12 protein-coding genes are annotated in these 13,189 nt (G+C 62.0%); 2 read left to right on the top strand and 10 right to left on the bottom strand.

Annotation, left to right across the window (positions count from 1 at the left end):
* Positions 1-296: 296 nt before the first annotated feature.
* The 5 genes from Q8K99_07355 to Q8K99_07335 all read right to left on the bottom strand — a co-directional run bounded on the left by Q8K99_07355 (position 297) and on the right by Q8K99_07335 (position 4,533).
* Positions 297-875 (bottom strand): isoprenylcysteine carboxylmethyltransferase family protein, encoded by a 579-nt coding sequence (locus Q8K99_07355; protein ID MDP2182370.1) that lies wholly within the window; start codon positions 873-875, stop codon positions 297-299.
* A 1-nt stretch (position 876) separates the two neighbouring features.
* Entirely contained in the window at positions 877-2,241 is a 1,365-nt protein-coding gene (locus Q8K99_07350) for a hypothetical protein (GenBank protein ID MDP2182369.1), read from the bottom strand.
* Positions 2,238-3,383, bottom strand: a complete 1,146-nt coding sequence (locus tag Q8K99_07345) for a hypothetical protein (protein ID MDP2182368.1) — start codon at positions 3,381-3,383, stop codon at positions 2,238-2,240. Before Q8K99_07345 ends, Q8K99_07350 begins: the two co-directional genes overlap by 4 nt.
* A gap of 11 nt (positions 3,384-3,394) precedes the next feature.
* Positions 3,395-3,898 (bottom strand): hypothetical protein, encoded by a 504-nt coding sequence (locus tag Q8K99_07340; protein MDP2182367.1) that lies wholly within the window; start codon positions 3,896-3,898, stop codon positions 3,395-3,397.
* Between the two features lie 407 nt (positions 3,899-4,305).
* Positions 4,306-4,533, bottom strand: coding sequence for a hypothetical protein (locus Q8K99_07335; protein MDP2182366.1), 228 nt, complete (start codon positions 4,531-4,533; stop codon positions 4,306-4,308).
* Positions 4,534-4,729: 196 nt separating this feature from the next.
* Between Q8K99_07335 and Q8K99_07330 the strand changes: the two genes are divergently transcribed.
* Both Q8K99_07330 and Q8K99_07325 read left to right on the top strand, forming a co-directional pair.
* Positions 4,730-5,632 (top strand): zincin-like metallopeptidase domain-containing protein, encoded by a 903-nt coding sequence (locus Q8K99_07330; GenBank protein ID MDP2182365.1) that lies wholly within the window; start codon positions 4,730-4,732, stop codon positions 5,630-5,632.
* 105 nt (positions 5,633-5,737) lie between these two features.
* Positions 5,738-6,916, top strand: a complete 1,179-nt coding sequence (locus Q8K99_07325) for a type IV secretion system DNA-binding domain-containing protein (protein MDP2182364.1) — start codon at positions 5,738-5,740, stop codon at positions 6,914-6,916.
* An 84-nt stretch (positions 6,917-7,000) separates the two neighbouring features.
* On the opposite strand, the gene Q8K99_07320 is transcribed toward Q8K99_07325, so the two are convergent.
* The 5 genes from Q8K99_07320 to Q8K99_07300 all read right to left on the bottom strand — a co-directional run bounded on the left by Q8K99_07320 (position 7,001) and on the right by Q8K99_07300 (position 13,165).
* A complete protein-coding gene (locus Q8K99_07320; protein MDP2182363.1) occupies positions 7,001-7,900 on the bottom strand; it encodes a replication-relaxation family protein in 900 nt (299 codons plus the stop codon).
* A 152-nt stretch (positions 7,901-8,052) separates the two neighbouring features.
* Positions 8,053-10,032 carry a type IV secretion system DNA-binding domain-containing protein gene (locus tag Q8K99_07315; protein ID MDP2182362.1) on the bottom strand — a complete coding sequence of 660 codons (1,980 nt, stop codon included), beginning with the start codon at positions 10,030-10,032 and terminating at the stop codon, positions 8,053-8,055.
* On the bottom strand, positions 10,032-10,769 hold the full coding sequence (locus Q8K99_07310; protein ID MDP2182361.1) for a hypothetical protein: 738 nt from the start codon (positions 10,767-10,769) through the stop codon (positions 10,032-10,034). Before Q8K99_07310 ends, Q8K99_07315 begins: the two co-directional genes overlap by 1 nt.
* Before the next feature lie 444 nt (positions 10,770-11,213).
* A complete protein-coding gene (gene virB11, locus Q8K99_07305; GenBank protein ID MDP2182360.1) occupies positions 11,214-12,197 on the bottom strand; it encodes a P-type DNA transfer ATPase VirB11 in 984 nt (327 codons plus the stop codon).
* An 11-nt stretch (positions 12,198-12,208) separates the two neighbouring features.
* Entirely contained in the window at positions 12,209-13,165 is a 957-nt protein-coding gene (locus Q8K99_07300; protein ID MDP2182359.1) for a TrbI/VirB10 family protein, read from the bottom strand.
* Positions 13,166-13,189: the final 24 nt, after the last annotated feature.

Genomic DNA, 13,189 nt, shown 5'->3' with positions numbered 1-13,189 from the left:
ATAGCCCTGCAGAAACATCTACGGCCAAGAGAAGTCCCGCCTTCACAGACGGGACAGCGAAGACTTTGATCTCGGGACCCAGAGGGCCTTTTCATAGCGCACCTGTCCCCTGAACATTTACAGGCGCATTGCTGGCCGTTTCCTGAGTCACATTATCGCCCGCCCAAAGAGGTCGGTAGGCGATTTGACCCACTCCCCTCTCCTCACATGGAACAGATCCATTGAGGTACCCATCTGCGCTCATCGGGAGCCGCCCCTCCAGCCGTCAACACAATGAAATCCCGTAGCAGCGTCGTCTAGACCGGGTTCGAATCCGTGAGCTTCGTGAGGGGGCCCATCGGAAAGGCAGGCGTTGTTTCACGGTATCGGGCGTAGGCGGTGCCGTAGCGGAGGGCCAACAGCGCCTCCTCCTGACGGGACCGGACAATCAGGAGCCAGCCCACCACGATCGTAAGCGCCGCGGCGATCCAGTCCAGGGACGAGAGCGACACCCCTAGGAGCTCAATGGCGAGCCCCACCCGCATCGGATGGCGGACCCATCGGAAGACGCCCGCCGTCTGAAGGACGGCGTCCTCACCGGGCTCGATCCGCTCCTGGTAGCTCTGGCCCAGCGTCCGCATCGCCAGAAGCGTGACCCCCGATCCCGTGACAATGGCGGCCGCGCCGGCAAACAGGACCATGGGCGGCACCGGGTGTCTCTGCAGCACGGCGATCCCCCACACCGCCAGATACAGGGCGTAAATGACATAGCGCTGGACGTCCGCCGCGCCGCCCTGCGGGTCCGACTGACCGCGTCCCTGCCAGCCCTGGACGAGGTTCTTCAGCAAAGCGAGGGTCGCCGCCGCCCAGAAGACGCCCTGCCAGAGCCCGATCAACCTAGGCTCGCGCCTTGGGCGAGAACAGCGCCAGGGCGAAGAGGAGCAGGCTTGTGATCAGGACCCCAAGGATGACGGCGCCGGGCCCCAGGATCGGCAGTCCGACGGTCGTCGCCACCGTTCCGGCCAACAGAGCGAGCGCGGTAAGCCCGTCTCGCAAGCGTGAAACAGGCTGAGCCGGAGCTCCTCTCAACAGGATGAGGAGCAGCGGCCCCAGAAGCACAATGTAGAAGAAGCCGCTGACCACCAGATCAACGATATCTCTCACGAAATAGGCCGCGATACCGGCGGCCATACCGGTCGCGGCGGTCACGATACGGCTCACGGCGACGCTCTCGGTCTGACCGGGCAGGATGTCCCGGTGCACGACCGCGCTCAACACGATCTGCAAGGTATTGGTGGTCGAGATGACCGTCGCGATGAGGCCGAGGTAGACAATCGTCATCAGCGTTGAAGGCAGGATCCTCGCTAGGTATTCGACGTAGACGAGATTGGGATTGGCCGGCGCGGCCATGACAACCGTACTGATGAGCCCGACGGCCATGGCGAGTAGATAAAAGGGAATGACCAGCACCGCCGACCATCGCAGGGCGGAGGTCGCGGTGGCCTGGCTCTCGGCCGCAAAGACCCGCAACCACATCTCGAGTGAGATCAGCGGAACCAGCGTGCCCAGCAGGACGCCGCCGATCAGATAGGTGAGGCCGCCGAACCGGGTGGGCGACAGAGCCTCAGCGGAGATTGTGCCTAGCACGCCCGGCGACGACTGAAGGGTGGTACCCAGCGCATAGACCGTAAACAACGCCAGCACCGCCATAAAAACGAAGAGGAAGATATCTGTGATCAAATCTCCCTTCAGTCCGGCGAAGGCCGAATACAGGATCACAAGTCCACTTGAGACGACGAGGGCAAGACTCCAGTCCAACGACGTAAGCTGTTCCAGCAGGATGGCCCCGGCCACCAGCTGAGCGGCAAGCAGGCCGAGATAGCCGATGGCGACGACCAAGGCGGCGACCGTGCCCGTCATCCGTCCGAACCGCCACCTGAGCAGCCCCGTGAGGGTGAATTCCCCGGAAGTCTCGGCGGCGCGTTGCACCCGCGGGACCAGCATCGGCAAGATGAGGAACCCGACCACGGTTGTGATCAACGCAACAAGTCCATAGCCGGTGCCGCTCGTCGCACTTGAGCTTGCGATACCAAGCGTCGTGCCTGCACCGACCTGGGTAGCCACTATGGTGCAAACCAAGGCCCAGCTCGCCGTCTTGCGGCTGTTCAGCCAGTAACCTTCGTAGGTGAGGTGCCGTCCGACCAGGAAGCCAACCAAGGCGATGGCGACAACAAAAATGGAAATGATCGCCAGGAGAGTCATGCTGAGACGGGCTTCGCTTGGCCACCGCGAACGCCGGCCATTGTAGCGACGATAGCGCCAACCATTAGAACACCGTACGTAGTATATAGAGTAATGATGGGAGCACTATACCACATATAGAGGCCGGCAAGCAATAGAAGCGTGTTTCCTGCAGTCTGAGTGGCACGCTCGACTAATCCCGCACTTGATGAACCTACCAACGACGAATGTTGGCGCGACTGTTCCTTAATGGAGGTCCAGACATAAGCCAGGAACGCCAGCAGCGACATCACTCCGACGATCCAGAGAGATCCCGAGTATTGGGGCTCGAACGCCAGCCATCGCACACTGTGCAAATCGCTCACCCGAGCCTCCATGATGGTGGTCACCGGGTTGAGGATGAGCAGGGCGGAAAGGGTCATGGCCAGGAAATGAAACCAGACGCCATGAAGAATGCCGACCTGGGCGACTACTCGCCACCACGCGCCTCGCACGCCGATCTTGAAGAAGACCTGCCACATCCAATCGAACAGGCTGGCTTTCAGGATCACCCAGATGTCGTGGCCGCCGTTCCCGGTAACGGCGGGAGCGCTCGGCGTTACAACAGCTTTCCGAATCCTGTCACGCGCGCGGATGATCGATGCAAACTTATCGCCAATGTTGCTCTCCGCGATATCTCCCCAGAACAGGAATCGCCCGTACAACCTGGCCGCGCCGGCGAGTCGTACCCGGCCGGCCGGCTGTTCCGACCCCGAGAAAACGAGGACGTCGAGGAAATTGTTCAGGAGGCAGCTCGCTGAAAAGACAAACAGGAAGATATATCCCGAGGACGAGAACGGATCGCTTCGCGAAAGCAGAAGTCCGATCCAGTAAGAGAAGGCGAAGAGGCCCACGATCTCGGCCACGAACCGGGTCCCCGGGATGACGAACTGGGGCTCGGTCGTGTTCGCCCGAACGCAGTAGCGCGCAATTCCATCCATGACGATGAAGAGTATCGCCGACGCGACGATGGCGAACTGCAGGTCCAACGGAAACGCCGGGGGTCCCGGCCTATCGATATGAGAAAGGTTCGTGCCGGAGACATGAATGATCGTCCCTGTCGCCGCCGCATAGATGACGGCTCGCGCGAGCTCTATGATTTTATCTGTTTGCACCGTGCCCACCAACGACGAGTTCAGGCTTTGCAGGGGGCCGTAAGCCAGGCGTCAAGTTTGACGATGTCGCTGATCCGATACTGACAGCGAACGAAGACCGCGCCATTCCGCCGTCGGACTTCGACCATGGAAGCAGCGATCTCGACACGCTCGGGCACGGGGGCCCGCTGTAGGAACCGGATGTCAAGGCTGGAGATCAGGGCCTCTTCGGACCGGCAATAGTGCAGGAAGGCGTCCCGCGTGAGATCCGTGAAATCGCCCCGCTCGATCGCTGCGGCGATCAGAAGATAGGATGCCTGGGTCGCGTAGACTACGGAATGCTCGCGGGTGAAATGTTTTACCCAAGGTTCGTGAAAGGGGTGATCAAACGGCCTGGCGAACGTCAGCAACGTCCTGGGCGTATACCAAGCCTGCTCCAGGAAACGCGATTGTGGACCATAGGCCAGCAGGGCGCGGTCAATCTCGTCCTTTGGAAGCGCCTCGTGGGCGCTGGGGTCAATCGTCTGGATTTTGGAAGCGAGCACGGGGCCATCCTCAGCTGTCTACCTTAGAGTTGACACTGAAACGCAACGACGCGCAACCGAACGCTGTTTGATGACCTTGAGAATCGAGACGGATCGAGGGTCCGTTCAAGCCGGTGGAGCCTTGGATCCAGACCGTCGAGGCGAGGACGAGTAGTCGCCAACATAGGTCTTACTGCTTATGAGCGGGACCAGCTGCAGGTCGAGACGTGAACCTCGTGCTCGCCCGACGAGGCTTGAGCGGTGTCGTTGACGGAGTCGGCCGCCATAGGATTCTCCCCACCCGAGCGCGACACCGCCTTAAGGTGCAATTCCCACAAACGCCACTTCAAATTCGTTAGGCACCACGCGCGCTCGCGCATCGTCCGCGCCTGTTCCTCGTTCTCGCGTGGAGGCGCGAGGATGGCACGCTACTCCGTTGGGGGATCCTGCTCGCCCGCGCTCTGAGGCTCCAGACGCCAAGGAGGATCCGGCGCGCGCGGCATCTCGCCGGGCTCTGCGGAGCGGTTCAGGACGGTGCGGTACAGCTCTTCCAAACGATCGGCGAGATCGAGCGCCTCTCCGTCGGAGAGTCGAATGTTGAACGCGTGCTGGTAGCGCGTTTTGAACTCTTCAAGCTCCTCGGGCGATAGCGACATGAGGGCATGATCGCCGATGGGAGGCGGTCGAGCACGACGGTTGTTTGGCGCGATTGCCGTCGACGCCGCAGGTGCCGCTTTCCCGCCGTGACCCGATATGCTTGGCGGATCAGACTGGCTCCAGAACGCAGCTCCGTTTCTGGGCGTCCAGGAGCGCCGGAATGGTCCGACGCTCCTCCGCGCCAAGGAGCGAGCTATGCAAACCTCTGTACCTTCAAACGATCGGTTCGATCTGTATCGGACCGTCACCGACAAAATCGTCTCCGCCATTGAGGCGGGGGCAGGCCGCTTCATGATGCCGTGGCATGTGAGTGCCGCGACCGGCCGGCCGATCAACGCCCTCACCGGTCACGGGTATCGTGGCGTGAACGTCGTGGCCTTGTGGGCTGAGGCGGTCATGTCGGGATACGGGACCGGATGGTGGGCGAGCTACCGGCAGTGGGAGCGACTCGGTGCCCAGGTTCGCCGCGGCGAGCACGGCACCGTCATCGTCTTCTACAATCGGCTAAACACGGCTCCGACTGATGAGCTCGACGAGTCGGGTCGGCTTCGCCTCGTCGCGCGCGCCTCCCGGGTTTTCAATCTGGACCAGGTGGACGGCTGGCAGCCGCCGGGGGCTGCGCCGGTCTCAACGGTTGAGACGTTGGCCGGGGTGGAGGCGTTCGTTGCCGCCACCAAGGCTGTCGTGGTGCATGGCGGGTCCCAAGCCTGCTATCGCCGCGACTACGACCGCATCGAGCTTCCTGCTCGAGACCGGTTCCGGGGCTCCCCGACCAGCTCCGCGAGCGAAGCCTACTACGGCACCCTGCTCCACGAACTGACCCACTGGAGCGGTGCACCGCATCGCCTGGATCGGACCTTCGGGACCCGTTTTGGTGACAACGACTACGCGGTGGAAGAACTGGTTGCGGAGCTCGGAGCCGCTTTCCTCTGCGCGGACCTGGGCATTGCCAACGAACCCCGGCCAGATCACGCATCCTATGTTGCGTCCTGGCTCGAGGTTTTGAACGACGACCGCCGCGCCGTCTTCACAGCCGCCGCAAGAGCGAACGACGCCGCCACCTACTTGCAGGCCTTCAGCGAGCCCGAACCGGCCTGACTACTGGACCCCGAAAACTCGGGGTCCTTCTTTGCCCCTGATAAGCCCCGAACCGCGCCAATCAGCCCCCGTGCGTTCAAGGCCGGCTGGCGCAGAATGTGAGTGATGATTGAGCCTCGCGACCAGCCTTCCTTCTTCGGCGTATCTAACTTCCATGGGTCGAAGAAACGGATCGGCATCGCCCAGGCTGACCGCCTTTCGCACATGTACATCGTGGGCAAGACCGGCGTCGGGAAGTCGACACTCCTGGAGATTCTGCTCCGTCAGGACATCGTCGCCGGCCGCGGCTTCGCTCTTATCGATCCGCACGGCGACCTGGCGGAGCGCGTCTGGGAGTGGACGCCCCACGCGCTTCGGGACCGCATCACCTATCTGAATGCGCCCGATCCATTTCAGCCGTTCGGATACAATCCGCTCCGCCGCGTTCGCCCGGAACGGATCCCGCTGGCCGCCGCCGGCATCCTCGAGACCTTCAGGAAGCAGTGGCCGCAGGCGTGGGGCGTGCGAATGGAGCATGTACTCCGCAATGCCCTCTACGCCCTCTTGGAGCGCGACGACGCGAGCTTGCCTGACATCCTCCGCCTGTTCTCGGACAAAAAGTTCCGGAAGTCCGTGGCGCGCAAGATCGAGAACCCGGTGGTGAAGGAGTTTTGGACCACGGAGTTCGAGAACTACCCCGCACGCCTCCGCGCTGAGGCTGTGGCACCGATCCAAAACAAGCTCGGAGCACTTCTCGCCGACCCGACCCTATTCCGCATCCTCGTGGCGCCGGTCTCGGAGATCCGCCTTCGCACCCTCATGGATGAAAGGCGGGGGCTGATAGTGAATCTGTCCAAGGGAGAACTGGGTGAAGATGCCTGCGTGATCCTCGGCGGCCTGATGGTAACGATGTTGGGCTTGGCCGCTTTCAGTCGCGCAAATATCTTGCCCGACAAACGCGCGGCCTTCTTCATCTACGCTGACGAATTTCAAAGCCTAACCACCCTGTCGCTCGCGAATATGATGTCCGAACTCAGGAAATTCGGAGCCGGACTGGTCTTGGCGCATCAATATTTGAATCAACTGGATCCCGCTGTCCGTTCCGCAGTCTTTGGGAATGTCGGCAGCTTGGCGGTCTTTCGCGTGGGAGCCGAGGATGCGGCATACCTCTCGCACGAACTGCACGGCAAATTCGACGTCCTCGACATCCTTAGCCTGCCTAACCACCACGCCTACATGAAGCTGATGATCAATGGATCACCGAGTCTTCCGTTCAGCGGTGCTGTTGTGCGACCGCGTGGGTAAACCTGCACGATCTCCTGGGCTGTAGAGCTGGCGCTGCCGGCGCATGACCGTCCGCTCGCCGGTTTGTCCAGGCAGTGGTTGGGTCTAGGCCTTGCTGAATTCCTTGGATGCTCCGGCCGTCGCCCACGACGCTTCGAGGAGGTGGGACAGCACGGCTCGGGGTACCCTCCAACTGGCTCCAAACGACGGTTCGCACGCCATCGCGAACCGGTCGTTAAAGCGGGCCTGATCCTGCTTCCTGACGTGCTCGAGGATATTCAGGCCGTGAGTTGCGTTGGTCGTTATCGTCAAGACGTGCAGGTTCGGCAGACCCCAGTGCGATCTGAACGTCTGGTTCTTCAGAACGTCGAGGTAGCCTTTGATCTTCTTGCTGAAGGCATTTTGCCTCAAGTCCCGGCGTTCGATGCTTTCGGTGTTGCGATCGATTTCGACCGCGAAGAAGCGAAACCCTGAGCCGGGATATTCGAGGCCGAAAAGGTCGTCGGGGATGAGCGCCGTCTCAGGGCCGTGACTGAAGAGCGGGATCGCCATCGGGTTGGGCGTCTCATTCGCGGCCGTGCAACGCGGATGCGAAAGGATCTCTTCGCGGGGGATATAGCGGAGTCCCTTCGACGCGGCCGCTATTTCGAAAGACGCAGCGACGCAGGCCCCCATGAGTTGGTGCAGAAACGGGTCCGTCCGCCTGGGGGAGAAGCGCCCGAGGGTGCCCCGCTCGGCCAACACTTTCTTGGCCCGCGGCGCGAGGTCATAGACCAGGTGCTGATATCGCGCCTCGTAGCCGGCGTGCTGCTGTTCGGGCCGGAGAAGATAGGGCCCAGCCTGATCGCCGTTGTAGAGCTCGGTTAGGCGGTACTGGAGGTGTTTGAAACTGCGCGCCTGCTGTTTGGTCAGTTCAAACAGGTAGTGAGACGGCAAGGGCCCGTGTCGGTTGATGGCCGCAAAGAGGAGCAAGTCGCGCTCGGTCAGCTGGAGGCGCGCGACCACCGGGTTCGGCTTTGCGAACCGAAGGCGGCGGTTGAGAGCATCTGTTTTCATACAGGTTGGGTAGGCGGCTCGGTCGCGGTTGTCACCGTGCGCCATGAGCCATGGCGGGCTGGTCTGATGCGCTATGCGCTCGCCTGAGAAGCCAAATATTTCTACCAGTCTGCGGAGATATCCTCGTCCGGCCGTGGGGATATCGGATCAAGTGCGGGAGTTGATGGAGGCGCGATCGTGCTGAGCGCAACCTTGGCCCGGTTCCGATCCATGAGCCTTTGATAGGCGTCGGCGTCGAGCTTCGGCTTGGCCGCAAGCGCCCCTGGCGTGATGGGGATGGACACGGCGTGGGGCGTGACGTTGCGGATGTGCGCGGCGAACTGGAGCCGGGGTTGGGCCAGGATGAAGTCAGGGGTTGTCCGCATATCCGACGCCATCGCGCGAGCGTCCGTAGCGGAAAGGCCGGACGCGAACTTGGCCCCGGTGTTGGCGGCAAGGGACGCCTTGAGCGACGAGGATGCCTGGTCGAGATACTGGTGAGCGAGCACCAATCCGCACCGGTATTTGCGGGCGTCGGTGAGCAGATCGTCGATGTTGCTATCGAAATAGGACGCCGCCTCGTCCACGAAGAGGAAGGTGTCCTTACGATCTGAGGCGGGAATCGCGGCGCGCTCCAGGATCGCTTGAAGGGTGAGGGAAATGAAGATGCGGCCGAAATTGTCGGATGCGCCTTTGAGATAGTCTTTGGCGGTGTCGACCAGGATGATCGAGCCCTTGTTGAGCTCGGCGTGTAAATCAACCTTGGTCTCCGGACTGGTGAAGAGCCGCGCCATCGTCGGGTTTTCGAGAATGGCCTGCAGGCGGTAGCGGATTTGCTCCTTGGTCTGCTGGAAGGTCTTGCTGGGGAAGTCCCTCAGAAAGAACTCGCGCGGAATGTCTGGCAGGCGGGCGATTGCCTCGCGATACGGGGTGTCGTCAGACATGAGGTAGAGCATGTCGAGGATGGTCGCGTTGCGCCCCATCATCTCCGGGAGCGAAAGCATGAGCCGCGTGACATACCGGAAGAAGACGCCCTGTTTGGCGGTGAGGTCAGCGCCCAGAAGACCGGTGAAAAGGTAGTCGAATGTCTGGATGACCCCGGCAGTCACCTGCTCGCGTGTGGCCTCGTCATATGCTCCCAGTCGGTCCTGATTGACGGCGAAGATGTTCAGGGCCGGCGGATGGTGAATGTCCCTCGGGTCGATGATGACGAGCCGGTCCTCGATACCCAGGTCGGCGTGCGTGAGTTTCTGGATCAGGTCTCCGTGGGGGTCGATCACGACCAGGGACGGCGGGTTGTCCGAGGCGATGTCATGCAGGATCAGATTCTCGATGAGGGTCGTCTTGCCCGCTCCCGTGCCGCCTACGATATGCATGTGATTGAAGCGGTCCTCGTTGGAGAGCTTCAACGGGACCGGCGCTTTGAAAAGCGCTTGAAGTGGCGTGTCGCCCAGATAGGCGTCCACCATTTCCCCGAGTGGCAAGGTGCTGTCGCGGGGATATTTCCAAGGCCTTTTGCTCTCCGGCGTGTCCTTTCCGGAGACGCGGCAGAGGTTCTGCATGAGCTGGGACGAAAACGTCTTGAACAGCCCTTGATCCTCGTAGGGACCACTCAAGAGCGTGCCGAAAGGTTGCTCGATCGCCAGTTTCGGCTCCTCGAGCGTGTAGATGAGCGGGATTGTGAAAGGGGACGGCGACTCTGTCTTGGGGATCTCTCGGGCTATCCCGTACAGCAGCCGGACAAGCGCTTCATGGAAGCTCTGGAGCACCGTCTCCTGGTTCGTGAAGAAGTACTGCTTCGCATAGAGGAGGTTCCGGTACTCGACGAACTCCTTCAGGCTCATCCGCTCGAAGTCGGGAGCCGGAAGCGCCCACATCTGGGTCTCGGCCTCCATGAAGTCGTGAAGGGCGTACAGGAACGGTCGGTCCAGGTCGTCGGGGAGATCATCGAGGTAGGCATAGACCCGCTTACCCACTGTGACGGGGGTCTCCGAGAAGGCGTTCTGTTGCGCCTGGACCCAGGCATAGAGCTGGCGGACCTCGTCGAGCTCCCTACCCTTCTCGTCGGTGAACCGCCGGAAAAAGGGGACGTAGGTGCTCATCAGCCCATGCACTGAGACAGCAGGAAGAGGATGAACAGGGTCCCGACGACGACTCCGACCTTCTGTCCGCCGCTCAACCTCTGCCACCAGCGAACAAAGGGTTCGATACTGAACTCCTGTGTCATCGCGCCTGCGTTGCCGCCCATGCCGACATGAGGATCAGGGCGGAGGCCGGCAGTCTCATCAGCGGTGCGATGGTGGGTTGCGTCTGCTTCGAGCGCTGGTTGGGGCGCGGCCTGGGCCGTGGTGGCTGACGGAGCAACAAGCATCGGTGCCGGCGCGGTGGCCGTGGCGACGACATGCGGTTCATCGGTATTGAAGTCGATGAGGACCTCCCGCCCATCAAACGTGGCGGCGGTGTCGAGATAGCCTCGCAGGTTTCGGCAGGCGTCCATAATCGCCTGTTCCGCCCCAAGGAGCTCGTCCAGACTCTTGCACTCGACGTGTTGGCCGCGCTGGAGACTCTCGATGGAGATGTTGAGGTTCATCGCCGCCATCGCGACGGACGCGAGGCTTCGGAGGTTGCCGCCCAAGCTATTGCCGGCCTGGTAGCCTGCGGCGGAGTCGAGGTGCTTCTTCGATGCCTCGCTGTTGTAGATGACCTGCTTCTGGAGCTTGTAGCGTGTAATGCTCGCTTGCTCCGCAGCCGTGAACTCGACGCGCGCGTCGATGCAGAAGATCACTGTCTTCGACATCACGCCGCCTTCGCGCTGAGAGCGCTGAATCTTGAGTTGCATATCGTCCCTCCCCAAACAACCATTACGAAAGCTGGTTGGCTGATTGAGTCAAGCCTGCCCTCGACCGCTAGGGAGAGGCCCAGGGTCCGTAAGTGGGGCCTGAGGAGGGTCAGGGGTCGTGGCAAGTAGCCAGGCGAAATGTGTTGCGGGATAAGGGTTTCCGGGGCGCTAGCCCCGGCATACAGGGTAAGGGGGGCTATGCCCCCGGAGTTGAAGGGCGAAGCACACCGTCGCTCAGCGTCTACCAACCATCTCGGCCTGTGGAAAGAAGCGATGCGGCGGCGATATCAGCATCCGTTGAGCGTCTGAAGTTCGGGCGTTGAGCCGACGTCAGCTTTTGGTGCGGACCGATCTCTCTCCCCTGTTCGCGTCTCGGTCGCGAAACGCGCATAGGCGGAATTCCTGCAAGACGCCTACTCTACGTCAGTACGGCTACAGTCGGGGTCATGTGTCCGCTCTCAAGGCAACCTCTGACACGCTGCGCCGACCGGCTGTGCGCGAGAGCTGGACGAAGACATCTATGGTCGAGCGGATGTAATGAATGACGTCTTCGCGTCGAAGCGTCGTGCCGCCTTGCAGGACAAGCAGTGCAATTTGTTCGATCGCTCGTTCGGGACTGTCGGCATGCACGGTCGTCATCGATCCCGGATGACCGGTATTTACGGCGCGCAGGAATGTGTAGGCCTCCAGGCCGCGCAGTTCGCCCAGGATGACCCGGTCTGGCCGCAACCTTAGCGACGCATTCAACAGATCCTCGGCCGTGACCAACGCTTCGCCAAGCGCACTGCGGGGGGCGATCAGGCCGATCGCATTGGGATGATGCAGGTGAAGTTCGGGCGTGTCCTCTATGAAGATCAGCCGTTCCTCCTGCGGGATCTCGCGGATCAGGGCATTGAGGAAGGTGGTCTTGCCGGTGGAGGTGCCTCCCGAGATCAGGATGTTTCGACGGCCTTTCACCGCTGCGCTGAGAAGGCCAGCGACATCGCCTGACTGCAGCCTTTCACGCAGTTGAGCATCCAGCCCGATCTCGTGCCGTGATCCGCCCAGATGTGCGGTCTCAAAGGCACCGCCTGAGACGTAGTCCTCCAGCCTGAGATCGGAGGAGACATGTTTACGGATGGCGAGAACGATGCCACCTCGCGTGGCCGGAGGCATGATGATCTGAACCCGCTCTCCGCCTGGAAGCGCCGCTGAAAGGATCGGGTGCTCGCGACTGATCCCCTGATGGGCATACGCCGCGATCTGACGGCTCAGCCTCGTCAGGACGGTCCCATCCAGGCCGGTTATCCCGTGACGTTCGATTTCACCGCCAAGGGTCTCTGCCCAACACTCATCCGGAGCATTGACGTAGATGTCCGTAACATCGGCACGACCAAGAATATCAGCGAACGGTGCCAGATAGCTCTGCAGATAGACTTGGCCCTCCATAGGGACACCACTCATTGCCGAACCTCGCCCGACGGGAATTCCAGATCGCGCGCGACGAATACCCCCACCCTGGTGCCAGCATCGACATGGAGCGTCGGCTGCCCGCGAGAGCCTGATGGCGTCACGTCAGGGACCGCAATCGCCCCAGTCGAAGCGACGATCACGGGAGCGTCTCCCGCGATACTTCGGGTCGCAAAGGCGCTTCCGACATTCAGGGTCGTCTGCAGAAGGGCCCCACCGAAGCGTTCCAGGAAATGATTGTCCACCCGGCCCTGGATGCCGGCCCGTCCCTGCATGTCCGCGGCCGGGGAGGCGATGGCGACAGAGACACCGTCGGGCCTGACCAGTCGGGTCCACTGTACGAGCGCGCGATTCTGCCCGGCCGCCATGTCCGATTGATAGTCGCCGAACAGCCGGCTGCCTCGGGGGATGAGGATCTGACTGCCGTCGAACCCGGTGATGTCGCGAGACACGATTGCCCTGACATGGCCGGGTCGGGTCGAGTCCAACGCGGTCTCCAGGACCGCAGGAATGAGCGTGCCCTGGGGCACGGTCATCGCCCGACGGCTCAAACGGGTCGTCCGAACAGCACCAGGCACCCCTGTCGCCGCAGCGTTGGTCCCGCCCTCCGCACGCGACACCGTCGTATCGATTACCAGGGCCGGACCACTTCCGCCGCTCAGGACCGGCAGTGGTTGCGGGGTCGGAGCCGCAAAAGCCGGCGCGGGGTAATTGGGAAGAGCAGGCTGGGCCTGGACCGGTCCCATCGGGAACGGTGGACGCACCGGTGCAGTAGCGACCGCCGCGACCAAGGCCTCGGGTTGCGGGGGTGGAGGCGGCGGAGGCGGCTCCGGTGGCAGGTAGAGAGGCGGCAATGCCGCCGGCAACTCCACCCGATCGACCATCCTCACCTCGGTAGTGGGCACCGTCAGGGCGCGACGCTGACCGTCAAGGACGGCGAACAACAAGACGCCCCCCAGAACGACGACGCC

This window comes from Actinomycetota bacterium (genome assembly GCA_030682655.1).
Classification (GTDB): domain Bacteria; phylum Actinomycetota; class Coriobacteriia; order Anaerosomatales; family JAUXNU01; genus JAUXNU01.
Note: the sequence above shows the minus strand (reverse complement) of the source record. Positions and strands in the feature narration are given on the sequence as shown.

Excerpts from the sequence above, each read along its gene's own strand:
- Q8K99_07350 (MDP2182369.1), bottom strand. The coding sequence starts at position 2,241 with ATGACTCTCCTGGCGATCATTTCCATTTTTGTTGTCGCCATCGCCTTG.
- Q8K99_07335 (MDP2182366.1), bottom strand. The coding sequence starts at position 4,533 with ATGTCGCTATCGCCCGAGGAGCTTGAAGAGTTCAAAACGCGCTACCAG.
- Q8K99_07330 (MDP2182365.1), top strand. The coding sequence starts at position 4,730 with ATGCAAACCTCTGTACCTTCAAACGATCGGTTCGATCTGTATCGGACC.
- Q8K99_07325 (MDP2182364.1), top strand. The coding sequence starts at position 5,738 with ATGATTGAGCCTCGCGACCAGCCTTCCTTCTTCGGCGTATCTAACTTC.
- Q8K99_07315 (MDP2182362.1), bottom strand. The coding sequence starts at position 10,032 with ATGAGCACCTACGTCCCCTTTTTCCGGCGGTTCACCGACGAGAAGGGT.
- Q8K99_07310 (MDP2182361.1), bottom strand. The coding sequence starts at position 10,769 with ATGCAACTCAAGATTCAGCGCTCTCAGCGCGAAGGCGGCGTGATGTCG.
- virB11 (MDP2182360.1), bottom strand. The coding sequence starts at position 12,197 with ATGGAGGGCCAAGTCTATCTGCAGAGCTATCTGGCACCGTTCGCTGAT.